The 23,969-nt window shown below is 40.4% G+C and carries 23 protein-coding genes; 6 read left to right on the top strand and 17 right to left on the bottom strand.

Annotated elements, in window-relative coordinates:
- Positions 1-20: 20 nt before the first annotated feature.
- Together ACO6S2_RS02660 and ACO6S2_RS02655 are read left to right on the top strand one after the other, a co-directional pair.
- The gene (locus tag ACO6S2_RS02660) at positions 21-608 is read left to right on the top strand and encodes a DUF2867 domain-containing protein (RefSeq protein WP_422360971.1); all 588 of its coding nucleotides are present in this window, start codon (positions 21-23) and stop codon (positions 606-608) included.
- 42 nt (positions 609-650) lie between these two features.
- A complete protein-coding gene (locus tag ACO6S2_RS02655) occupies positions 651-1,307 on the top strand; it encodes a carboxypeptidase-like regulatory domain-containing protein (protein WP_422360970.1) in 657 nt (218 codons plus the stop codon).
- A 2-nt stretch (positions 1,308-1,309) separates the two neighbouring features.
- Here the strand turns inward: ACO6S2_RS02655 and ACO6S2_RS02650 are convergent, their stop codons facing one another.
- The 8 genes from ACO6S2_RS02650 to ACO6S2_RS02615 form a co-directional block, all read right to left on the bottom strand.
- Positions 1,310-2,383, bottom strand: coding sequence for a hypothetical protein (locus ACO6S2_RS02650; protein WP_422360969.1), 1,074 nt, complete (start codon positions 2,381-2,383; stop codon positions 1,310-1,312).
- Positions 2,384-2,416: 33 nt separating this feature from the next.
- Positions 2,417-3,172, bottom strand: coding sequence for a class I SAM-dependent methyltransferase (locus ACO6S2_RS02645; protein WP_422360968.1), 756 nt, complete (start codon positions 3,170-3,172; stop codon positions 2,417-2,419).
- Between the two features lie 3 nt (positions 3,173-3,175).
- Positions 3,176-3,895, bottom strand: coding sequence for a 3'-5' exonuclease (locus ACO6S2_RS02640; RefSeq protein ID WP_422360967.1), 720 nt, complete (start codon positions 3,893-3,895; stop codon positions 3,176-3,178).
- A 19-nt stretch (positions 3,896-3,914) separates the two neighbouring features.
- On the bottom strand, positions 3,915-4,805 hold the full coding sequence (locus ACO6S2_RS02635; protein WP_422360966.1) for an MBL fold metallo-hydrolase: 891 nt from the start codon (positions 4,803-4,805) through the stop codon (positions 3,915-3,917).
- 256 nt (positions 4,806-5,061) lie between these two features.
- Positions 5,062-5,424, bottom strand: a complete 363-nt coding sequence (locus ACO6S2_RS02630) for a response regulator (protein ID WP_422360965.1) — start codon at positions 5,422-5,424, stop codon at positions 5,062-5,064.
- 156 nt (positions 5,425-5,580) lie between these two features.
- Positions 5,581-6,066 (bottom strand): GNAT family N-acetyltransferase, encoded by a 486-nt coding sequence (locus ACO6S2_RS02625; RefSeq protein WP_422360964.1) that lies wholly within the window; start codon positions 6,064-6,066, stop codon positions 5,581-5,583.
- Positions 6,066-6,458 (bottom strand): rhodanese-like domain-containing protein, encoded by a 393-nt coding sequence (locus ACO6S2_RS02620; RefSeq protein ID WP_422360963.1) that lies wholly within the window; start codon positions 6,456-6,458, stop codon positions 6,066-6,068. The genes ACO6S2_RS02625 and ACO6S2_RS02620 overlap by 1 nt, the downstream gene beginning before the upstream one ends.
- An 11-nt stretch (positions 6,459-6,469) precedes the next feature.
- Positions 6,470-6,775 carry an NIPSNAP family protein gene (locus tag ACO6S2_RS02615; RefSeq protein WP_422360962.1) on the bottom strand — a complete coding sequence of 102 codons (306 nt, stop codon included), beginning with the start codon at positions 6,773-6,775 and terminating at the stop codon, positions 6,470-6,472.
- Between the two features lie 133 nt (positions 6,776-6,908).
- Here ACO6S2_RS02615 and ACO6S2_RS02610 point away from each other — a divergent pair, with 133 nt between their 5' ends.
- Complete coding sequence (locus tag ACO6S2_RS02610) at positions 6,909-7,799, top strand: LysR family transcriptional regulator (RefSeq protein WP_422360961.1); 891 nt, start codon at positions 6,909-6,911, stop codon at positions 7,797-7,799.
- A 32-nt stretch (positions 7,800-7,831) separates the two neighbouring features.
- Here ACO6S2_RS02610 and clpB read toward each other — a convergent pair whose 3' ends face one another.
- Positions 7,832-10,450: an ATP-dependent chaperone ClpB gene (gene clpB / locus ACO6S2_RS02605; protein WP_422360960.1), complete on the bottom strand. Its 2,619-nt coding sequence runs from the start codon at positions 10,448-10,450 to the stop codon at positions 7,832-7,834.
- Positions 10,451-10,641: 191 nt separating this feature from the next.
- On the opposite strand from clpB, the gene ACO6S2_RS02600 reads away from it, so the two are divergent.
- The 3 genes from ACO6S2_RS02600 (at position 10,642) to ACO6S2_RS02590 (ending at position 16,403) form a co-directional block, all read left to right on the top strand.
- Entirely contained in the window at positions 10,642-12,252 is a 1,611-nt protein-coding gene (locus ACO6S2_RS02600) for a LuxR C-terminal-related transcriptional regulator (protein WP_422360959.1), read from the top strand.
- A gap of 98 nt (positions 12,253-12,350) precedes the next feature.
- Positions 12,351-15,182, top strand: a complete 2,832-nt coding sequence (locus ACO6S2_RS02595; protein ID WP_422360958.1) for a choice-of-anchor tandem repeat GloVer-containing protein — start codon at positions 12,351-12,353, stop codon at positions 15,180-15,182.
- 105 nt (positions 15,183-15,287) lie between these two features.
- Positions 15,288-16,403 carry a TRAP transporter substrate-binding protein gene (locus ACO6S2_RS02590; protein ID WP_422360957.1) on the top strand — a complete coding sequence of 372 codons (1,116 nt, stop codon included), beginning with the start codon at positions 15,288-15,290 and terminating at the stop codon, positions 16,401-16,403.
- A 2-nt stretch (positions 16,404-16,405) separates the two neighbouring features.
- On the opposite strand, the gene ACO6S2_RS02585 is transcribed toward ACO6S2_RS02590, so the two are convergent.
- The 8 genes from ACO6S2_RS02585 to ACO6S2_RS02550 all read right to left on the bottom strand — a co-directional run bounded on the left by ACO6S2_RS02585 (position 16,406) and on the right by ACO6S2_RS02550 (position 23,898).
- The gene (locus ACO6S2_RS02585) at positions 16,406-16,843 is read right to left on the bottom strand and encodes a GNAT family N-acetyltransferase (RefSeq protein ID WP_422360956.1); all 438 of its coding nucleotides are present in this window, start codon (positions 16,841-16,843) and stop codon (positions 16,406-16,408) included.
- Complete coding sequence (locus tag ACO6S2_RS02580) at positions 16,803-18,053, bottom strand: MFS transporter (protein ID WP_422360955.1); 1,251 nt, start codon at positions 18,051-18,053, stop codon at positions 16,803-16,805. Before ACO6S2_RS02580 ends, ACO6S2_RS02585 begins: the two co-directional genes overlap by 41 nt.
- A 122-nt stretch (positions 18,054-18,175) precedes the next feature.
- Entirely contained in the window at positions 18,176-18,589 is a 414-nt protein-coding gene (locus ACO6S2_RS02575) for a MaoC family dehydratase (protein ID WP_422360954.1), read from the bottom strand.
- Positions 18,590-18,593: 4 nt separating this feature from the next.
- Positions 18,594-19,052 (bottom strand): hypothetical protein, encoded by a 459-nt coding sequence (locus ACO6S2_RS02570; RefSeq protein WP_422360953.1) that lies wholly within the window; start codon positions 19,050-19,052, stop codon positions 18,594-18,596.
- Positions 19,053-19,383: 331 nt separating this feature from the next.
- A complete protein-coding gene (locus ACO6S2_RS02565; RefSeq protein ID WP_422360952.1) occupies positions 19,384-20,559 on the bottom strand; it encodes an acetyl-CoA C-acyltransferase in 1,176 nt (391 codons plus the stop codon).
- A gap of 40 nt (positions 20,560-20,599) precedes the next feature.
- Positions 20,600-20,968: a four helix bundle protein gene (locus ACO6S2_RS02560; RefSeq protein ID WP_422360951.1), complete on the bottom strand. Its 369-nt coding sequence runs from the start codon at positions 20,966-20,968 to the stop codon at positions 20,600-20,602.
- Positions 20,969-21,038: 70 nt separating this feature from the next.
- Entirely contained in the window at positions 21,039-23,441 is a 2,403-nt protein-coding gene (locus ACO6S2_RS02555) for a 3-hydroxyacyl-CoA dehydrogenase/enoyl-CoA hydratase family protein (RefSeq protein WP_422360950.1), read from the bottom strand.
- Positions 23,434-23,898 (bottom strand): MarR family winged helix-turn-helix transcriptional regulator, encoded by a 465-nt coding sequence (locus ACO6S2_RS02550; protein ID WP_422360949.1) that lies wholly within the window; start codon positions 23,896-23,898, stop codon positions 23,434-23,436. Before ACO6S2_RS02550 ends, ACO6S2_RS02555 begins: the two co-directional genes overlap by 8 nt.
- Positions 23,899-23,969 lie beyond the last annotated feature (71 nt).

Here is a 23,969-nt window from a genome sequence, read left to right as displayed (position 1 = left end):
TATGAAAACCAATAACAGAAATGAAACCTACAGTAAACTCACACCTAAGCCAACATTGGCAAGCACATGATATTGTTAGCGGATTTAGAATAGAAGACATCTGGCATCTGCCGATAAACATCAAACCTGAAACTCCCATTCGCCATGTTCAAGAAACCTTTGTAGAAGCCATTAGCCAAATAGGAACCAAAGGGTTCGCCGGACTACTTTTTAAGTTTCGAAACTGGCTTGGGAAGCTTTTTAACTGGGAAGACTCAACTATATCAAATGCTGAACTACCGCCTGGTGTTTTGAAAAAACGATATTCGGCCAAAACAAAGACACCAATAGAAGAAATGCCTAAAGGTGGTTTCGATCATTTTGATTTGGTCTATCAGCTAGATCAAGAGGTTCTGCTGGAAATAGAAAACAAAACCGTTCAAGCGGCGATACATCTGGCTAAAGTGGTAGATGAGCAAGAAGCGAACGCGCAAATGACGATCTATGTAAAACCGAATGGCCTTTTAGGCAGGGTGTATATGCTAATCATTAAGCCATTCAGGCACTGGGTTGTATACCCTGCCTTGCTGAAGATGTTGGCTAATCAATGGAATAGAAAATACGCCTAACAGCCTGCTTCTTGCATTTAAGGATTAAAACCAATCCTCTAGATGCTCAAAACTCTGATTTTACTATTGGCGATAAGTTTGCTTCAGTTCTGTACAGTTGCTCAGAATACATCCGCTACTTTATCGGGCCAAGTAAAAGACAAAGAAAGCGGTGATCCAGTTTCTTTTTCTCATATAGTTGGCAACAAAAGGCAAATCATTACGAATGCCAATGGTGAATTCTCGATTCAAGTCGATATAGGAGATACGCTAACTTTTTCTCATGTCAACTTCGAACGTTATAGTATTTTCATTGCTGATAATCCCGAAAATGACATCATTATCTTTTTAAGCAAAAAAGAGCGCTTGATGCAAGAAATAATCATTCACGATTATTTACCAGAAGATGAGTTCAAACAAGAGGTTGTTGAACATGAAGTAAAGTATACAGAAGCAGAAGTCAATGCCATGCAAAATGTTGAGTTTTCAACTTTGTTGTACAAAAAAGGGTACGTGCCTGAAATGAATAGCTTAGACAATTTTAAAAACTATATGAAGGAGCCTCAAGGCGTCTCCCTGTTTTCTTCTGACCCTTCGAAAGGTTTAATCAAGAGTATTCAAAGGCTCAGTACACAAAATAAAACACACTATCCTAATACATTGAATCTAAATAAAACTGATACAGTGAAGTTCAAATCACTGTATCAGTTTATAGACTAACTTTATTCTCGTTGCTTCTCGATCAGACGAACACTGAAATAGGAATTTCCACGAGCATTGATTCGCTTTAAAAGATTTGCACCAGTATATGAGTACGCATATCCAAAATATGAGTCTTGTGGAATTACTGTACCAGACCAAAGAATAATTTCCTTATTAAGTCTCCTATATTCCATTGCTCCATTCGAAGAAGCCGGACTAGGATATCCAAAATATCCGGCCATACTATTATCCAAATTGAAAGGCAGGTTGTTTAAATAATAGTCGTGATCAGCATATCCAATATTTTCAAAATATTTTATCAACAGATCAAATTGAAGTTTTGTTGGAAGTACATAATCCTTGGCAGCCTCTGGTGCAAATTTGTTCAACGCTTCCGCATGATCAAATATCGGTCCATGCCTTAGGCAATTATCAATTGAACCTTCATAGCATAATTGACCACTTGAACCAGTCATATTAGCTCCTTTAGCCTTTTCTTCATCATCCTCTCCATAATTACCAACCAGCCAAACTTGCATAAAATTTGGGTTTTCTGGAGGCCCGTCGCCCACTATAAATATTTCTCCATTTGGCAATTGTCCTGTGGCTTTATTAGATCGAATCACCGTAGAATTGTACACAACAGGAGGTACAATATCGATAGGAACCTCGCAAAATTCGAAGCCAGGTTTTCGCTCTATTTTTCGTTTTCTCTTCAGACTTAGAGTTAGCTGATTGGCTCCTAACTCCTCTCCCATAAACCATTGAAGCTCTGTAAATTGATTGGTGATTGGGGCAAACCCATCAGAAAAATCCTTGCCTTCCCAATCCATAACTTTACCACCGCCAGAAATGTCAAAGGCAATGCCAATACCATTGAGTATACTGTCCTCCACTATTTGATTACTTGCATTCTTTACATAAACCTTTATTATTCCAATCATCTGGCCGGAAGCGGTTAGGTAATTTCTTTCTGGGTCTAGATTGACTTCAATTCTGAACCCTTCAAAGTCATCTGGGTCACAGGGATTTTTTTTACACCCTACCATACCCAGTACTCCACATAGGAGAAAAACTAAAACTGTTTTATTCATGATAAATTATTGGTTGGTTAAAATTTAATTTGTCTATTTCAAGATGCGTCCTAATCTCAGAAAGATAGGAAAGGTCACTTTTTTAGTTCCTTTTTCAGTCCAATGTGGGGTTATCTTACGCATCAGTTCTGGAACTGGATTCTCTCCATTTTTTTGCTTTTTGTAGTTCTGCACGCAAGACCAAGAGTTGAAATAACCTTCCAATCTGGGTAGCTCCCACTCTTCCTCGATGTAGAAAGACCTTCGAACGTTAATTGCACTAAAAGGAAAAGGTATACTGCTATAAGCACTGTCAATATGCCTACGCTCAATATCCCAGTATGGCCCCACGATCTCCGAATCAAATTCAGTAGTTAAAGCATCAATATCTTTGTCTATTTTCAACAAACCGTATCCCCAGATAGCCACAATCGCTCCTGGTTTTGAAACTCGCCTGACCTCTTGGTTGAAGGCATCAAAATCAAACCAATGAATGGCCTGGCCTACTGTAATTAAGTCAAAATGATTATCAGGAAAATTGGTTTCTTCCGCTCGTTGTACTGAATAACTGACATTATTTAGTTTGGGAGCTTGTGCTAACTGATTTTCACTGATATCCGTTGCTTCTACCCGTTCAAAATGTGCGGAAAGAACCTGAGCTGCTTGACCATTCCCAGTCGCACAATCCCAGCATCTTTCGTAATTCAAGATAGGCTGAAGGATTTCTTTGTAAAGCTCAATCGGATAAATAGGCCTGTGCTTTTTGTAGTCATGCGACTGAACCGAAAATCTATCCAAGGGCTTTTTCATTCCCTAATCAACAAATTGAGTATGCTCCTCATCTATCAACGCTAAGCCCTGGATTTTTAAGTAAACCTGAGCAGTAGCCAGTACATCACGATTGCAGTATTCTGCAATTCGTTCCAGGCCTTCTTCGTGATAGTACACGCGGTTTACGTCGCTACCGTCAATGTCATCTTTTGGGGATGGAATGTTGAATACTTCTGTAAGTAACGCTAAAGAGGTAAAGCTTTTATAATCTCCAAACTTCCACATTTCCATGGTGTCCAGATGTTTGATCTCCCAGGGTTTTTTGCCTGATAGTTGTAAGTAAGGGGGCAAAGCAATTCCATTGATCAACATACGCCGGCAGATATAGGGAAAATCGAATTCCTTCGCATTGTGACCACATAACTGGATTTTGCTCTCATCCATTTTTTCGTGCAAGAGCGCAACAAAACCTTCTAATAATTCTTTCTCATCATCAGACCTAATGGCTTTGATTCGGATATTCAAGCGATCCTTTTTATCATGATAAAGGATACCCACGGAGATGCAAATGATTTTACCAAACTCAGAATAAATGGCCGCCTTATCAAAATAAAGCTTGTCCAATGGAGTGTCTTCTTCTCTTCTCAGAAAGGTGCTTTTCTTTTCCCAAAGTTCTTGCATCGCTGGCTCCAGGGTTTCAAAAGAAGAAGAGCCTGACACGGTTTCGATATCAAGAAAGACAAGGTTTTTTAGGTTATTCATGATAGGTTGGTTTTTACATTCAACTTTCTTTTTTTGTCCAATATCTGACTAGTCCAGCTACGCTCATCCACGATGGGTTGGCTGCCTCGTAGAGTTCAATAGTTGGCTCATCCAGACCAGCATTTCTCAGTTGTTCCGCAGTGTATTTCATAAATAGAGGCACCATTTCTTCATTTGTCAAATTAGCCCGCATTTGTTTTTGAATCCACGCTGCCCAGTCATCAAGGATGTTTTCTAGTGCCGTCAGATGATCAGCTATATCTGTTATTTGATTATAGTGTGTAAGGTATAAAGCTGATGGTTTGGCTTCTCGCAAAATATTTATGGAGGCTTTCCAATCTTCCAGATTGATATCCGGTGGCGGACAAGGAGGAACCACTGGGCCCTTATCAATTTTTACGCCTGCTACATCTCCGGTAAAAATAACGTCGCCTACTTGCCAGGCAATATGATGCTTGGCATGTCCAGGGGTGTGTAAACTCTTGATCTGCACCTCTCCAAATTCGAAGGATTGTTGATCCTCAACCTGTATGAGTTGATTAGCCGGAATTTGCTTCATTTGACCCCAAAGGGTGTCCATCTGATCACCATAAATTCTAGTTGCAGATTCCATCAGACGAGAGGGGTCTTCCATATTTTTAGCTCCGAAAGGGTGCAAGTAGATATTCGCGCCAGTTTCGGCCAGAGCCCAGGCAGCACCTGCATGATCCAAATGTATATGCGTCAAAAACACATGTTTTATTTCCTTCATCTCATAGCCCAAATCTTCCACCCCTTTTTTGAGCTTCGGGTAGGTAGAGTATGGTCCGGTTTCAATTAAGATTGGTCCCTCATTGGTAGGTAGCAAATAGGATGCAATAGCATGGTCCAAATTCTTGAAATGAAGGTCTATGATTTTTATTTCGGGCATGTTTATGAAGTTTGATTAAAGATAAGAGAATTAATCCTTTTCGAAACTACTACGAGAAACCAATAAGGTACAAACAAAAAATCCCGGGGAACCACCCCCGGGACAAAACTCAAAACATAACCAATCAACTAATCTCAACCGAGCGGTTGAGTACCGATGAGACCGACAGTCTCAACGATTGTTAATCAATCTAAACTCAATATTGTTTCTTCAATCTCTATGCCAAAAAGTATTAAAGAATGTTAAAATGGGTATTTCACCTAGAAGAAACCAGCACATCTTTTTTCACCAATTGAGCTAACTCAAAAAATTTGGCTGGTTTTATGATCACATCGTCGACATCATCGGTGGTATATGCCATTTCTTTATCCGAAGTATGAAGAATTATATGGATATGGTTGAAAGACTCCTTTACTCGTTTGGCTGTCTCCGCCCCATTCATACTTGCCATATGATAATCTAGAATAATTGTGTCTACCCAGTAATTGTACAAAAAACCCATCACCTGATTTCCATCACTACATTCTCCAACTATTTCTATATTTCCACATGCCGGTAGCAGTTTTTTCAGTGTTTGTCTGATAAGAAAACTATCATCAACTATTAATACCTTTTTCATGTTTACTTCCATTTATGTAGGTTTAGATCACTCGATCTATAATGAAAGTATACTTGCCACGACCGTGCCGAAATGCCTCTTTGAAGTAAAAATGGGTATTTTGCCTAGACATTGTACAGCACAAAAAACCCACACACCACAATGTGCAGGTTTTTCTTACCTTAGAAATACTCCGCTTCTAATTCTCAAAAAACTAGGAGTTAAACATTCCAAAAAAAACCTTTCCTTTGTTTTGGAAGTGGCACCAATTCGATTGTAAAATTCAATGGCTTGTTCATTAAAGTTAGGCGTTTGCCATTGTATGGTATTACAATTTTCTTCTCGAGCAAAAGATTTAATTCGATTCATTAGCTGATGCCCTACTCCTTGCCCACGAATATTTTCCTTTAGATACAAACAGTCGAGATAGATATAGTAACCAGCATCCCAAGTTGAAATTTGCCTCATAAAAGTAGCATAGCCAACCAGCACATTTTCCTGTTCAACTACAAGACATTTGAGGGCTTCCTCAATAAAAAACAAGTCGATAAGCGCTTGCTTTTTATCCAATTGGTTGAAGCCTACCTTTTCAAAGGCTGCATGCTCAGCACATAGATGAATAATAAATTCGATATCTGAGTTGTTCGCCGACCTTATATGCATCAGCAAGCGCATTGAATTAATGAGCCTGCAGTTGCGTTGTCACCTTCTGTAGCATATCCATCAAATTTCCACCACTCGATTCCACCCATCAACTCTTTCACACTAAAACCCAGCTCGCTCATTTTCAAGGCACCTTTTGTCGAAGCATTGCAGCCGATTCCATCACAATAGCACACGTAAGTCTTTGATTTGTCAAGGTGTGCTGTACTTTCTAGAGTCATGTCTCTGTGAGGAAGATTAATGGCACCCGGAATGTGTTCTTTTTTATAGCCGAAGTCCTGTCTCGCATCTATGGCCACAATGTCTTCTTTGTTCTCAAATGCTTCGAATAGATCCGATGGATCCATTTCAAACGACAGTTTGTTTTTGTAAAATTGAATTTGTTCTTTCATAAGAATTGGATTTATTTTAATAAGGGTTTCATAAATGTTCTTTCATAATTTACTATACATGCTGTGTTTTGAGCATAGGTATATGCTTCTTTGCACTCCGCATCATGTAGACTGGATTCACGATACTGCTCATAGTCGGTAAGCGATGAAAAACTAAAAAGAGCAACGGCTAAATTGTTTGCTCCTTCATGCGGTATAAAGTATCCGTGATGAATACCTCCGAATTTATTTACAAGCGGGATCCACCTTCGAGCATATGATTCAAACTCATTTAATTTTGTTGGGTCAATCTGATATTTCAAGTAACACGTAATCATATTTTCTACTGTTTTTTTGAACAAAAGTAACATTGTCCGGTGCCTGAATAAGCGGGATCAAATTGAGAACACATACTTCCTAGTTGAAATTATTTCATCTATGGAAACCCTCTAATCACTTAGTTTTGCACTTATGGATATTAAATATTTAAGGTTGATCAAAACCATTACTGAAGAGGGAAACATGGCCAATTCTTCAGAAAGGTTGTTTCTGACGCAGTCAGCCTTAAGTCATCAACTAAGGGAACTTGAGGAACGCATGGGTTTCAAGGTATTTCATCGTACACGCAACAAGTGGGTTCTGACGGAGGAAGGGCAAGAACTTTATAAAATTGCCAACAATGTATTGGGCACAATAGAAGCTGGACTGAACAACATTAAGCAAATCAGGAGTGGGTCCAAAGGGAAGATTCGAGTAAGTACCGAGTGCTATTCCTTTTACCAGGGCTTTCCTTCTTTCATTCAGAAAATGGCCTTTTTGTATCCGGAAATCAGGGTGGATATTAACCTGGAAGCGACACATCAACCGATACCAAAATTGGTATCAAAGGAAATTGACATTGCCATAGTCACAAGCCAACCATCCAGCGATTTATTGACTGGCATCGAATTGTTTGAAGATGAGATTTTTGCAGTAATGCATAGAGAAAACCTGCTCAATAAATCTGACTATTTGGATGCAGAAATATTTAGTAATGAGCACCTCATTATACACTCTTTTCCTTTGGAAACGGTTTCTGTTTTTGAGCGGTTTCTAAAACCTAACAATATCAGTCCGGCCAAGATTTCAGCCATTCCACTCACTGAAGTTGCTCTCGAAATGGTCAGCGCAAATATTGGTATAACCTGTATGCCTAAGTGGTCATTGAAGTCTTTTAAAATCGCTGAGGATTTGATATTCAAAAGGATTGGAAGAAACGGAATAAAAAGAACCCATTATTTGGTAGTCCGAACTGAGGATAAGGCAAAAAAATACATTGATGATTTCATCTCCAGTTTTCAAGAAGAGTTTTTAATAAAATAGACCCCAAAAAATAATTGGGGTCTATGGATCATTTACTGGTCACTTATCTTCACCTCATCTAGGTTGATAAATTCAATCTCGTTTTGGTCATTGAGTGTCATACCAATCACAGATTCATTGCTGATCTTTCCAGCTAATATCTGTTTTGACAAGTCATTGAGAATCAACTTCTGCATGACACGCTTCAGCGGTCTAGCTCCAAACTGAGGATCAAAGCCTAGTTCGCCCAGGCGATCCAGGACTTGGTTCGAACCCTCCAACTTCATACCGTTCTCTTCTAATCGTTTTTGAATCAGTTTGAACTGAATGCCTACAATCTTGCGAATGTTCTCCTTCGTCAAAGGACGGAACATAATGGTTTCGTCCACACGGTTCAAGAACTCTGGCCGCACCGATTGCTTCATCAATTCAAACACTTCTCGTTTGGTTTTCTCTATAACTTCTCCTTCATTGTCTGCATTGAGATTCCCAAAGTTTTCCTGAATCAAGTGCGAACCAATGTTGGTTGTCATAATAATGATTGTATTCTTGAAGTTCGCCAAACGACCCTTATTATCCGTCAATCGGCCATCATCCAAAACCTGCAACAATATATTGAACGCATCTGGGTGAGCCTTTTCGATCTCATCCAAGAGTACGACTGAATAAGGCTTTCTTCGTACGGCTTCAGTCAGCTGACCGCCTTCATCATAGCCTACATATCCTGGAGGTGCGCCTATGAGCCTACTCACAGCATGCCGCTCCTGATACTCAGACATGTCTATTCTTACCATGGCATTTTCATCATTGAAAAGGTAGTCGGCCAGGGCTTTCGCCAACTCTGTCTTGCCCACACCAGTGGTACCTAAGAAAATGAAGGATCCAATCGGTCTGTTAGGATCTTGAAGACCTGCTCTACTTCTTCGTACCGCATCAGAAATACTTTCTATGGCCTCTGCCTGACCCGCTACACGTTTGCCCAATTCATCTTCAAGGTTCAAGAGTTTCTCGCGATCGCTTTGTAACATTTTCTGGACAGGAATACCAGTCCATTTCGCCACAACTTCCGCTATGTCTTCTGAGCTAACTTCCTCCTTCAGCAGCGAACTCTCTCCCTGCATCTGGGCTAGTTGTGTTTTAAACTCTTCGAGTTTTTTCTCCGCTTCCTGAATTTTGCCATATCTGAATTCGGCTACCTTACCAAAGTCTCCTTCACGTTCAGCCTTGTCGGCTTCTGCTTTATATTTATCTATATTTTCCTTTTCCGTTTGAATGCCCGTGATGACGGCTTTTTCGTTTTCCCATTTCGCTTTTAGCTCATCACGTCTTTCAGACAAATCTGAAATTTCCTTAGAAAGTGATTTTTCACGGTCTTTGTTTTTCTCTCTTCTGATTGCCTCACGTTCAATTTCCAACTGCATGATTTTTCGTTGCAATTCATCCAGCTCTTCCGGCAGAGAATCAATTTCGATTCTCAATTTTGATGCTGCTTCATCCATCAAGTCGATCGCCTTGTCCGGCAACTGACGATCAGAAATATATCTGCTTGATAGCTCCACAGCTGCAATGACCGAATCATCTTTTATACGCACCCCATGGTGCACTTCGTATTTTTCTTTAATGCCTCGAAGGATCGAAATGGCATCTACTTCTGACGGCTCATCCACCAAAACGGTCTGGAATCTACGTTCAAGTGCTTTGTCTTTCTCGATGTACTTTTGGTACTCCTTCAATGTGGTAGCGCCAATCGCGTGCAGTTCACCTCTGGCCAAAGCTGGCTTGAGCAGATTGGCTGCATCCATAGCGCCTTCTCCACCACCAGCTCCAATCAAAGTATGGATCTCGTCTATGAAGAGAATGATCTCACCGGCAGAATCGGTCACTTCTTTGATTACGGCTTTCAGACGCTCCTCAAATTCCCCTTTATACTTGGCACCAGCCACCAGCATACCCATGTCCAAAGAGTACAATACTTTACTCTTCAAGTTCTCTGGTACGTCGCCGTCTACAATTCGCTGGGCCATACCTTCAATGATGGCCGTTTTCCCCACACCCGGCTCACCGATGAGCATCGGGTTGTTTTTTGTCCTTCGAGACAAAATCTGTAGTACCCTTCGTATTTCTTCATCACGACCAATCACCGGATCAATTTTGCCATCCTTGGCCAACTGGTTCAGGTTTTTGGAGTAGCGTTCCAAAGACTGGTAGTTTGATTCTGCGTTTTGACTATTCACTTTATTTCCTCCTCTTAGTTCTTCTATGGCGGTTTCCAAATCTTTTTGGCTGAAACCAGATTCTTTTAAAATACTTGCCGTTTTATCCTTACCGGACAAAATTCCTAAGATCAAATGTTCTATGGCCACAAATTCGTCGCCTTGTTTTTTTGCAATGGATTCGGCCTTGGTCAAAGCCGCTGCCGAGTCGTTGGACAAATAGGGCTGCTGACCAGAAACCTTAGCATATGAACTAACTTGTGCATTGATCTTCTCAATCAGCTGCTCTTTGTTCACGCCTAATTTCTTGGTAACAAAACCGATGACGTTTTCGTCAGATTCCAAAATGCTTTGGAATATATGTGCCGGCTCTATGGCCTGTTGGCCACTAGCCAAAACCAACTCCCCAGCTTTATTGATGACCTCTTGAGATTTAACTGTATATATATTGAAATTCATGTTTTTTCTTGATTTACACCAAAGAGCGATCAAATCACATTCCAAAGCATAAAATCATGTGAATCAAGACATTATGTCTGGATAATAGGCGTGATATTTGAAATTGAAGTCACATTGTCCGGTTTTTGCTTTCGCTTGTATCTTGGGTGTATATATTTTTATGTTTTGATTGAAATACCGACTAATCGCCAATGAAGAATTTCTCTTTACTCGTTTTATCTCTGTTGCCATGGACGCTTTTGAGCCAAAACATCTCAGAAACCATCACCTACTCTGAAACCCTGATCGAAAATGGAGATTACGATTCTGCTCATCAATATCTTCATGATCAACTTCTAGAATTCCCGAATCACTATTTGCTCCTAGCCGCCAAGGGTGAAGCATACTTGGCGAATTACGAATCGACCGATGCTATCTTAACTTTTGAAGAAGCAATTGCTGCGGCACCAGATACGGCACAATTTTTTAGGGCGAAACATTATTTGAACTTGGCGTTGGCGTATTTCGACCTGCTAGCACATCGGGAGTCGCTGGATTGGACTAACCTAGCACAAGAGACTTGCCCAAATAGACCAAGTATTTTATGGAATGACATCATGTACAATAAAGCACTTCAATTTAGTGCGCTTAATCAGTGGGACAGCTCATTACATTACTTTAAAAAAGTCTATGAACTAGATCTGCTGCGTGGAGACTCTTCTGCTATTGCACTTACACTTTCTGCTATCGGGGGTCAGTATATGTACAAGAATGAAGGCGAATTGGCTCGGGATTTTTACCGTCAGTCATTGGCCTTAAGATTCCCGAAAGACATTAGAGGCAAGGCCAAGACAATCAACAACATCGGGATGACTTTCATCTTTGAAAAATCATACGACAGCGCAAAGCTTTATCTTGAAAAGTCGTACCACCTACATGAATCCATCAGCGATACCATTGGTATGGCTACTCGGCTGCTGAATTTGGGAGATAATTTCAGCAGGTGGAAAAAATTTGAAGAAGCTAAGTCATACCTTGATTTGTCTGAGAAGTACTTCACTCAAATGGGACTGAAGAGACATTTGATGTATGTGCAGGTATCTCGTGCAATTTGGCACAAAGAAAAGGGTGCGTACAAAACAGCCCTAAAAATATTTGAAGAGCAATTAGAAGCTACTCGCTCGGCAGGAATGAGCAGGCAGGAATCTAGGATCATTAAGCAGATGGTTGAAACGTATCAGCAAGCTGGGCTCTATCAAGAAGCCTTTGAGTTTCAAAAAGGGTTGAATGAAATACGAGCGCAAGCAGAAAAAGAAAGCCCCTTGCTTAAACTCAAAGAAATTGAAATGACCAATCGCATTGATCAAAAACAAAAGGAGCTGAACCTCTTGGCCAGAAACAAAGAACTGGAACTAGCTAACGAGCGAAGCTCGAAAATTTTTCTATTTGTGGTAATCGGATTATTACTCATTGGTTTCGTTTTATTCTTCTGGATGAATCGCCAAAAAAACAAAGTGAGACAGCAACTCCTCGAAACTGAAATTGATACACTTCGATTGAGAATATCTAATATTGTTTCGGATGTGAAGTTGGATCAGATTCAGTTAGACGTTGATCGCCTAAAAAATCAAGGCCACAATACTTTGACAGATCGTGAAGTAGAGATCTTACAATTAGCCATTACCAATAAATCCAATCAAGAAATCGCAGACGATATTTTTCTGAGTGTGAATACGGTGAAGTATCACCTTAAAAACATCTATGCGAAACTGGGTGTATCTACACGACTAGAAGCCAGAGAAGCTTTTTCTCAAACTAATTAGAATTTATAAGGATAAAACTACCCGGGGTGGGTTGGAAAAAAACTAATACATGCATGCAGTTTTGAGGCATACTTCGCCAATTACAAAACTGTATCACTATGAAGCCAAGCATCTACCTCTCAGCTCTTTTTTTGATCTCGTTACTTATTTCCCAATTGGCCATGGCTCAGGACAATGGTCAATTCATTTTTACCCAATCAGATGGGTCTATCGCCAGTTATGGATTTGCCGATCAACAGGTGACACCAGTTGGTTCACTGAATGACCCGACCGGAATAGGGCAACATTATTATTACAACAACAATTGGTGGTGCCTGTCTACAGACGCAGGAAAATTTAATAATGGCGTATTGTTTACGCTGGACCTCGATGGAAGCAACTATAAAAAACTATATGACTTCGAATACACTTTTCACGGTCAATTCTTTCATGATAACAAGATTTGGGGGATCACCAGGGGATACAAACCAAATGATGGAGACTATGGTGATGGCACATTAGCCTATTATGATTTAATTAACCAAGAATATCAAATCGTTCACCATTTTGAAGAACAAAATGGTGCCAACCCAACGAGTCTCATATTAATAAATGATAAAATATGGGGAGCGACTAGTAACGGGTTCGGTCTCGAAGATGAAGATTCCGACGGAGTAATTTTTAATTATGACATAGCAGAGAAGCAGTACAATGTAATCTATCGTTTGGCCGATGACCTTCTTGGAGGGAGTAGTCCGAGCATGCTAGTATACAATGGATCAAAAATATTTGGAGTTTACAACTCAGGTAATTTCTCTGCACTATTCTCGTGCGAACTCGATGGTTCAGAAATGCAACACCAGTGGTTATTTAATGGAAATGTGATTTCTGGTCGGCCCAATAGTTTAATCAATGAAGATGGTGACATCTTCGGCGTAACTAATGATGCTTGGTTCGAGTATGTTGCAAGCGCTCGAACGCCGTTTTTAACTGGGTCGAATTATTTCAAAGATCAAGGAGCTGGTTCTCCATTGAGCATCATGAAGCTCGACGGCAAATATTATGGTGTTACTGACGATGAAGGAGATCATGATTTAGGTACAATTTACTCTTTAAGTGGCGGTCAAGTCACGACCCTTCATTCATTTGCAGGAGAGGGCAATGGTGCTGAGCCAAGGCAACCATTTGTTATACACGATGATCAATTCTTCGGCTTTACATCCTGGGGTTATAACGAATCTGCCATCATGTACCAGCTCGACCCATCCGACAATAGCTTCAGCAAGCTTCACACCTTTGATGATAAAAATGGGGGAGGCTGGCGTAATTTGTTACACACTGATGATCGCTATTTTATCACAGGTTATAAAGGTGGAGCATATGGCAATGGCACTGTACTTAGCATTGAACCAGAAACATATGAGAAAACTAAAATATTAGACTTTGAAATTAATGGAAGTGATTTATTGTACCACAACAATATGCTCTATGGTGTATCAGCTATTAGTGGCTCATCTATCTACGGATATATATTTCGTATCGACACCGAAGGGAATAATTTCGAAGTATTATTTGATTTTGAATACTCTGATGGGAGACGGCCTAGAGGAAAACTATCGTTCATAGATGGTCGGCTCTGGGGATTGAATGATTACGTATTTAGTCTAAAAGATGATGGCACGGATTTTCAAATTGAGCACGATTTTAGTGATTCAGACGATGAGCCTGAGTATGGCCTGATTGCTTATGATCAAAAGGTTTGGGGAATCAGCAAAGACCAAAACACATATAATCAAGGAGGTCTCTATTCCATAGATTTAGTAAGTGGTGAATTCAAAGAGCATGTATCGTTTAGTGGGTACAATTATGTAAAGGCGCTGCCATACCTCTATAGTGGCAGTTTATACATGACGGAATATGGTGAAAACAGTCAATATGGGTGGGCCAATCTTATCACTAAATTTGATCTAAACACGCATGAACACAGCGTTCTTTATTCTTTCGAAAGTACAGCTCATCACAATACTACTGGTATCGTTGCTTTCCGTGGGCGATTATGGGGTACGACGCGAGTATACCCACGAAATGAAGGAGTGCTTTACAGCATGGACATGGCCGGATCTGATTATCAGGTTCATCACACATTTACGGATGATGCACAAACAGGAGGTAAATTTTTTCCAATAGTAGTAGGTAATGATTTTGAAGAAGTCGCCATTGAGATAATGAACCTTACTGGAATTCAATATGGTGACGAGTCCTTTGAGCTTATGGCTACCAGCAACAGTGATGCTACAATTTCATTTACGAGTAGTGATGAAAATATCATTGGCATCAAAGGAAAAACAGCAACTATCAAAAATTCCGGTGAGTGCACCATCACAGCATCTCAAAATTCAAATGATAGCTATTTTTCTGGTAATAGTCAGCAGAAGGTTTCGGTGGCAAAGGCACCGCTCACCATCACAGCAGAAGACATCTCAATTCCGACAACGACAACAATCCCTGAACTGGTGATGGTTTATAACGGGTTTGTAAATGGCGATTCGAAGGAGGATATTGTGCCTCCTTCGATATCGACGGACGGTGTGGCAGGCACAGCAGGCGAATATGACATAGCACTAACCGGCGGATCTGCCGATAACTATACATTCACTTTGGTGGGTGGAAAATTGGTCATAGAGGAACAGGAAACAGAAATTGAAGAATCTGTCTTGAGTTTGGGGAGTCAAGCCTATGGGGTAAAGCTCTATCCAAACCCAGCCACCCATTCTTTTTCCATAGAAAACATTCCAAATTTCAAATCGATTGCTATCTATGATAGCTCAGGCCAATTGATCAAACAAAGTCATCAGTCGACCGTTCAGATATCTACCTTTGAAACCGGGCTCTATCATGTGATGGTAGTAGCTGGCCAAAACAGATATCATTATCGATTGCTCAAAAACTAATTCACACAACCAGCTAGTAGGATAGAATTACATGATGTAATTCTATCCATTTTTATTTCCGTTCCCAGTTTTGATTATCTTGGCTGATCTAAGAAAATCAAGTCAATGGCTGAATCATCTCGAAGAAAATTTATTAAAGCCGGAAGTATTGTCGCGGCTGCCGGAGCTGCCGGGATTATCACATCCTGTGATAAAAAGGAATCCAAAATCGATACTGTAAATATCAACTTCAACAATACCTACCAATGGAAAATGGTGACCACCTGGCCTCCAAATTTTCCTGTATTGGGAGAAGGCTGTAAACTGCTTGCCAAATGGGTAGAAGAAATGAGCGGTGGCCGATTAAAAATTGAAGTCTATGGTGGCGGTGAATTGATCCCCTCTTTGGAATGCTTTGATGCTGTGAGCCACGGCGCAGTGGAAATGGCTAGCGGATCGGGCTACTACTGGGCTGGTAAAATTCCGGCGGCACAATTTTTCTCTTCAGTGCCATTCGGCATGAACGCCCAGCAAATGAATGCTTGGATCATCAACGGCGGCGCCAATAAATTGTGGGACGAGATTTATGAGCCTTTCAACCTGATTCCTTTGCCCGGAGGAAACACAGGAGTACAGGCTGGTGGATGGTACAACAAAGAAATTAATACCATTGAGGACTACGAAGGTCTGAAAATGCGGATGCCAGGACTGGGTAGTAAAATTATAAATAAAGCCGGGGGTACTGCAGTGCTCGTAGCCGGAGGTGAGTTGTTCACTAATTTGGAGCGAGGCGTGATCGATGCTACCGAATGGATCGGCCCTTATCACGACTATCTGATGGGGTTCCATCGGGTGGCCAAGCATTATTATTATCCAGGTTGGCATGAGCCGGGCACCGTATTGGAGATGATCATGAACAAAGACAAGTTCAATGAATTGCCCAAGGATCTTCAAGAAATCGTTCGCGCCGCGATCTACAGATTGAACCAATGGATGCTTCTGGAGTTTGAACAAAAAAATGCTGTCTATCTACAAAAAATGAAAGAGGAGAAAGTAGACATTCGTCCGTTTTCAAAGCATGTTTTGGATCCATTGAAAAAAATCGCCGAAGAGGTGGTACTGGAGGTTGTAGAATCAGATGCGCAAAGCAAGAAGATCTACGAGCATTATCTGAATTTCAGAAAACAACTCAATGACTGGTCAGATATCAGTGAGGGGTATTATTATAAAAATGTGCTTTAGTGCTAAAGAGACAATTTCATATCCACATGTGGAATGTCATCTTCTAGATAAACTTCAGAAGTTTTTTGGAAACCAAAAGAAGCATAAAAGTCCGTCAGGTATTCTTGAGATTGCAGTATAATGGATTGAAAATATGAATTACTCTTCAATTCAACTAATGCTGATTTCACCAATTCACGACTGAGGCCTTGGCCTCTTTCCTGTTTCGTGCATACTACCCGGCTGATCTTGGCTACCCTTTCTTCTTTTTCAAAAACTCTCAGATATCCTATGACCATTTCTTCTTTTTCAATGAAATAGTGAGTGGCTCTTTGATCCAAATTATCCAATTCCGGATAAGGACAGTTTTGTTCCACCACAAATGCATCCATTCTAAGTTTCAGGATTTGATACAACTGATCAAGAGACAGCTGATGAAATTTTTTGATTTGTATTTCCATAAGTTTCGGTCTTGAGCCGGTATTTCAAATATAAACAAAGTCCTAAGCCTACAGCTGTGGCCACAAAAGTCATACTCCAGGTAAATCCATATCCATAGTTTTCGATCAACTGCATACCAATGTTGGGTCCGACGATATGCGCGGCCGAAAAAGCAATGGGAAACAATGCCATATATTCTCCGGCCTTTCCTCGTTGAGAACGCTCCATAGCGAACGAATTAGCAAATGGAAATATGAGCATTTCGCCCAGTGTGATGAAAAACATACTGATCACCAATATGCCCACCCATTCCGAAAGGTTAAATACTAAAAAACCCAAACCGAGAATCAATGTGCCAACCAACAAAACAGTAGCTTTTGAGATTCGGCTTTTCTCCAGCCAATTGATCAGAGGCATTTCGAACAAAAATATGAGCATTCCATTCATGCCGAGTAATAAGCCAATTTGTCCTTCGGTCAACAAATGAACTGTTTTGTAGTAAACAGGAACGGTGGCAAACATTTGCAGAAACACAATAGCTGTCAAAAACACAATGGCCAGAAAAATCAAATATGGTAAATCAGAATATGCCGACTGGCTTTTTTGACCATTCGCTTTTTCGTCGGTTATGGGCATGCCATCTTTTTCGTTCAAAAGCATATACAATAGAATCGAAGCCACAAGACAGGTAATTCCGTCAATCCAAAACAAAGAACCGTAAGTCATGGTGGCAATGATAAGCCCACCCATGGCTGGGCCAAACGAAAAACCGAGGTTGATTGCTAGACGGATGAGCGTCACGGATCTGGTGTTGTTTTCTGGTTTACTGTAAGCCCTAATGGACACATACATGGCCGGGCGAAACATATCTGCGACTAGCATCAGCACAAAAACTCCTCCGGTCAAAAACCAAAAGTCATTCAAATATTGAACAACAATAAAGACCACGCCTGCTCCAATCAAACTGGCCAACATCACTTTGTAATAACCAAATAGGTCTGTGAGTTTTCCGCCAAGCCAAGCGCCTAATATAGATCCTACCCCAAATGCGGTCATGACCCAACCTACTTGCGAAAGTGAATAACCCAAACTGGCCGTAAGGTATAGAGACAAAAAAGGCACCACCATGGTGCCCGCTCTATTGATTAATGTGATTAAGGCAAGCAGCCATATTTCTCGGGAAAGACCTTGGTAAGATTGGATGTACGCATTGAGTTGACGTCTAATCATCGTGTTGGTTTTGTAATGAGTGAGTTCGGTATTGGGTACCGACAATTTGGTTACGACCAAAATCAATATAAGGATGCCTCGTATCTATGAAATAAAATACTGACTACAATCGACTGTACTAATTATGGGAGCTGCTCTAGGTTTTTAACCTCGGCTTGTCCATCCAGTACAATTCTATTCCTTCCTGTTTCCGTTTCAAAATATTGTGTACTAATCAGCGCTATATGCTTACCTTCTCGAATTTCTGTTATTTCGAATTTGGCGATGTATCTCTTGCCTGGATAGATGGCTCTTTTAAAATCTAATTTCTGACTCAGGTAAAAAGTACCTGGACCCGGAAACTCCATGCCCAATACTTTGGAGATAACTGCAGAGGTAAAAATACCATGCACGATTGGTGATTTGAAATTAGTACCAGCAGCAAACTCAGCATCTATATGCAAGGGATTTTTGTCTCCTGATAATTCAGCAAACGCATTCACCTGTTCTTGCGAAATGTTAAATTCCGTTTCGTATTGATCTCCTACTTTCAGCATTTGATTATTCCTTTACTTTTACCTGGATCCCGTCGTAAAAATCATTTTTGTGACCTTCTCCGTCCCAATCCAGTTTAGCCTTGTACATTACACGATCGTTGTTCACGGTAAAGTGATAGGTTGTTTCGGCTCCGTCCACTTCAATCACCAGAGAGTCATTTCTGATAAACCATTTGCCTTCGTCTTCTTTTATGATTTCCTCCTCCAGGTTAGAATATTGAGCAGTGAAGGTTCCGTCTTTTTTAAACTCTGACAAGATGGGTTTGATATTCAGGACCTTTTCCCACTCTCCTTCTTTGGCATGTAATATTGAGTCCTCTTTTTCCAATCTTTTCATGGTCACCAGTAAAGAAAGATTAGTCCATTTTCCTATCAATTCTTCCTCGCGTAAAGGTTCGTCCTTCTTTGTTGAGCAAGACAACATTACAAATGTCAGAAATATGAGCACAAGGTTTTTCATCATATAAAAATAGATATAAAAAATTTCGGAATAAGGCGAATATAAAAAAAGCAGATGATCGCCCGTGATCATCTGCTAGTCATTTGTTGGATTAGTATGCTAAGTAGTCTAATAAAAAAGTCCACTTGGATGATAAAAATAGCTATTAACCAAATAAGTTGGAAATATTGCAGAGCCTTTTTTCCGTAAACGAAACTTTCATTGGATAAATTTATAATTAAGAAATAAAATTCTACGATTGTGAATTTCGATAAAATAAAAAGGCCCCGTCCCGATAGCTATCGGGATCGAGGCCTTCTACGCAATCAGCGTTTTCTCATAATAAAAATTCTCGTTACTTCAGGAATTCATAGATTCCGGCTACGCCCTGACCGCCACCAACACAAGCAGTCACCATTCCATATTTTTGTTTTCTCCTTCGCATTTCGTTGATCAACTGAACTGATAGCTTCGCTCCAGAACAGCCAAGTGGGTGTCCCAATGCAATGGCGCCTCCGTTCGGATTAATCTTCTCTGGATCCAAACCTGCCTCCTTGATGACAGCCAATGACTGAGTAGCAAAGGCTTCGTTCAATTCGAACTGATCAATGTCATTCAATTTCAAGCCAGCTTGTTTCAAAGCCTTTGGAATAGCTGCTACCGGACCAATACCCATAATTCTTGGGTCTACACCAGCAGCCGTGTAAGTTACCATTCTGGCTACAGGCTCCAGTTTCAATTCTTTCACCATAGCCTCAGACATGACCATCACAAAAGCGGCTCCGTCCGAAGTTTGAGATGAATTACCGGCCGTTACCACGCCTCCTTGTTTGAAAGCTGGTTTCAGTCGAGCCAAGCCATCCATAGAAGTGCCTGCTCTTGGGCCCTCATCAGTATCCACTACAAATTCACGTTCGGCTTTTTTGCCTTCTTCGTTTACATAAGTTTCTTTGACTGTGATCGGAACGATCTCGTCTTTGAATTTTCCTTCTTTCAAAGCTGCTAAAGCCTTGTCATGTGATTTTACAGAAAACTCATCAGCTTCTTCTCGAGAAATTTTGTAGTCAACAGCGATTTCCTCAGCTGTCAACCCCATACCCAAATAGTACTCAGGTGTCTTCTCAGCAATTTTCCAGTTCAACGCTGTTTTATATCCAAGCATTGGAACTAAGGACATACTTTCCGTTCCTCCGGCGATGATACAATTCGCCATTCCTGCTTTAATTCTTGCTGCAGCAATTGCAATAGTTTCTAAGCCCGAACCACAGTATCTGTTGACAGTTACTCCTGGAACTTCTATCGGCAAAGAAAGGAGAGAAATCATTCTTCCCATTTGCATACCTTGCTCCGCCTCGGGAATGGCATTACCAACGATCAGGTCGTCTATTCTTTTTGGATCGAGTGTTGGTACGTCTGCCACCAGGTGTTTGATCACATCAGCTGCCAAATCATCCGGACGAGTGAATCTAAAGCCACCTCTTTTTGATTTGCCAATTGCTGTTCTATATCCGTTTACTATATATGCTTCCATTTGATTAAGATTTTATGATTCAAGAGTCAAGATCTAAGAATCAAGACTTTGAATAGTTATCACTTATTTTATTAGAAAAACCATAAATCATTCTTTGAAGTTCAGTGATTTGATTTTCCAACTTATTAAAAGTTGGGCCTTCTACGTAGCCCAGTTTTTCCGAAAGAATTAATTGAGTTTCAAGTTCAAATAATGAACCCAAGGAAATATGTAAAAATCGGTTAAAATCCTTGTCAGATTTCCGAGATGAGCCTTCTGAAATATTTGAAGGCACTGAAACAGCTGCTCTACGAAGTTGATTCGTAAGATTAAACTGTTCATTTTTCGGAAACTGATTTGTGATTTTATAACACTCCATTACTACGTTCATTCCTTTTTGCCAAATCGCTAGCTCTTTAAAATTATGCATGTTCTATTAAGGTTAAGTCAATTTCAAAATGCTGCTTTTTGATCTTGGTTCTATTGTCTTGATTCTTAAATCAATTTCTCAACGGTTTTCCCTTGAACAAAATACTATGGATTCTCTCGAGAGTTTTAGGTTCACCTGTTAAACTCAAGAATGCTTCACGTTCCAAATCCAGTAGATACTGCTCTGAAACTTGTGTAGGTGCAGAAAGGTCACCACCATTCATTACCCAAGAAATTTTCTGAGCAATTTTCATGTCATGATCAGAAATGTAATTTCCGTATCTCATACCAGCAACACCTGCTTCGAACATAGCTAGTCCAGATTTTCCTTGAACTTTAATATCCGTTCTTTGAGCAGGCTGAGTATATCCTGCTTCAGCCAATTCGATCGCTTTGTTCTTAGCATCCGCCAAAAGTCGAGCTCTGTTTAGCGTAAAATCATCTGACTTTCTAACGAATCCCAAATCTCTAGCTTCATAAGCAGACGTCGCCACTTTTGCTGTTGCTATGGTCATGAAATTTTCTTGCAGCACGTTGAGTTCAGGATCTCCTACTCTATAGGCATCTGATGTTCTCAAAGTCATCTCTTTGGTACCACCACCACCAGGGATCAAACCTACTCCGACTTCCACCAATCCCATATAAGTTTCAGTATGTGCTTGAATATGATCTGAATGCAACGACAATTCACAGCCACCGCCCAGTGCCATGCCTGAAGTAGCAACAACTACCGGAATAGATGAATATCTGGCCCGCATCATGGTATTTTGGAAATGACCGATCATCATATTGATTTCATCGAAATCCTGATCTCCAGCATACATAAAGAGCATCGCCAGATTTGCCCCAGCTGAAAAATTTTGTCCTTCGTTACCGATAACCAAACCTCGATAACTTTCCTCAGCTTTAGAAATAGAAGCATTAATTCCCTCAATGATCTCAGCACCCATGGCGTTCATCTTCGTATGGTATTCCAGATTGAGGATGCCATCACCCACATCATAAAGTGTGCAACCTGGGTTTTGGTATACGATATTGTTTTCCTTGAACGCGTCTAAAATAATGAGACCTTCAGTTCCCGGGATAACTTTATACGATTTGGAAGGAATGTCATAGTAGAGCTTTTTGCCGTTTTCGAATTTGTAAAAACTCTCATTTCCAGCGGCAAGCATTTCGTCTACCCAGTCAGCAGGTTTCATACCTGCTTCTTCCATTTTGGCTGCTGTATCTTTCACACCCAGCACATCCCAGGTGGCAAATGGTCCAATTTCCCAAGCGAAACCTGCAGCCACCGCATTATCTATTCTGTACAATTCATCTGCGATCTCTGGAATTCGCATGGAACAGTACTTGAACATATCGTAGAAAGTCGCTCGGTAGAATTCACCGGCTTTGCCTTCTGAGTTTACCAAAATTGGAATTCTTTCTTTTACATTTTCAATGTCCTTTACCTGACCGATGGCATCGAAGTGCCCTTTGGTTCTTGGGCCATATTCAAAAGTCTTGAGGTTAAGCTCAAGGATTTCTTTTTTGCCATTTTCGTCCTTGGTCTTTTTGAAGTAGCCTTGTTTTGTCTTATCTCCCCACCATTTTCTATCATAAAGTTCTTTTACAATTTTTGGGAGTTTGAATTTTTCTCTCGACTCATCGTTTGGCAAACCTTCGTACAAATTATTGGCTACATTGACTGTTGTATCTAAACCAACAACATCCATCGTTCGGAAAGTAGCTGATTTTGCTCGTCCGATAATCGGCCCTGTGAGTTTGTCTACCTCACCAACTGTGAGGCCAATTTTTTCTACAGCGTGCATGCCAGACATAATCGCATAGATTCCAATTCTATTGGCGATAAATGCCGGCGTGTCTTTACAGAGCACAGTTTCTTTTCCGAGAAAAAGATCTCCATAGTTCATTAAGAATTCTACGACTTCTGGACCTGTCTCTTTGGTTGGAATAATTTCCAACAATCTCAAATACCTTGGAGGGTTGAAAAAGTGTGTTCCACAGAAATGTTTTTTGAAATCTTCACTTCGGCCTTCAGCCATGAAATGGATAGGAATACCTGAGGTATTAGAAGTAATAAGTGTCCCTGGCTTTCTGAATTTTTCAACTTGCTCGAAAACAATCTTTTTGATGTCCAATCTTTCAACCACCACTTCCATGATCCAGTCATATTCAGAAATTTTGGACATGTCGTCATCAAAATTTCCCAGACTCACCAGACTAGCACTCTTTTTATCATAAAGTGAGGCCGGCTTGGCTTTCAGTGTATTCTGAAAGGCTGTATTCACTATTCTGTTACGAACCGCTTTGTCTTCAAGGGTAAGACCCTTTGCCTTTTCCGCTTCATCCAACTCTTTCGGCACAATATCCAGGAGCAAAACTTCTACTCCAATGTTTGCAAAATGACAAGCGATTCTAGACCCCATGATTCCGGAACCAAGAATCGCTACTTTTTTTATAGCTCTATTCATTTTCGATTAACTGTATTTTTTGGTCAAGATTTTTATTTTCTTCTATTACGTTGTCGATGGTAGTCATCACCTCAAAGAAGGCTTCTAACTTTTTAGGTGAAATTGCTTCTCTTACTTTGTCATTAAAATAGATGACAGCTTTTCTTGAAAAGTCTCTTTGTTTTTTTCCTGCTTCTGTAAGATAGATTCTCACCGATCGTTTGTCTTCCGTATCTCTCTCTCTGTAGATAAGGCCTGTTTCCTCCATGGTTTTCAACATGCGCGTTAGACTTCTGGATTCCATTCCCAATAGCGGGGCGATTTTTGTAGCTGGGGTTCCTTCTTCCTGATCAATGTTGAGAAGTACAAATCCTGAAGAAGCTGTAATGCCTTTCATGGCACCTCCTTGGTTATACATTCTAGATATGGCGTGCCAAACTACTTTGATGTGATAATCGACCGTTTCTTCTTTGCGCATAGGCTTCTCAAATTAAGTGAGTAACTTTCGGTGGAAACCAAAGATATACAAAATATGTTATGCATGCATAC

It is taken from the genome of Reichenbachiella sp. (assembly GCF_965233835.1).
Lineage (GTDB): Bacteria > Bacteroidota > Bacteroidia > Cytophagales > Cyclobacteriaceae > Reichenbachiella.
This window is presented reverse-complemented; position numbering and strand designations above follow the sequence as displayed.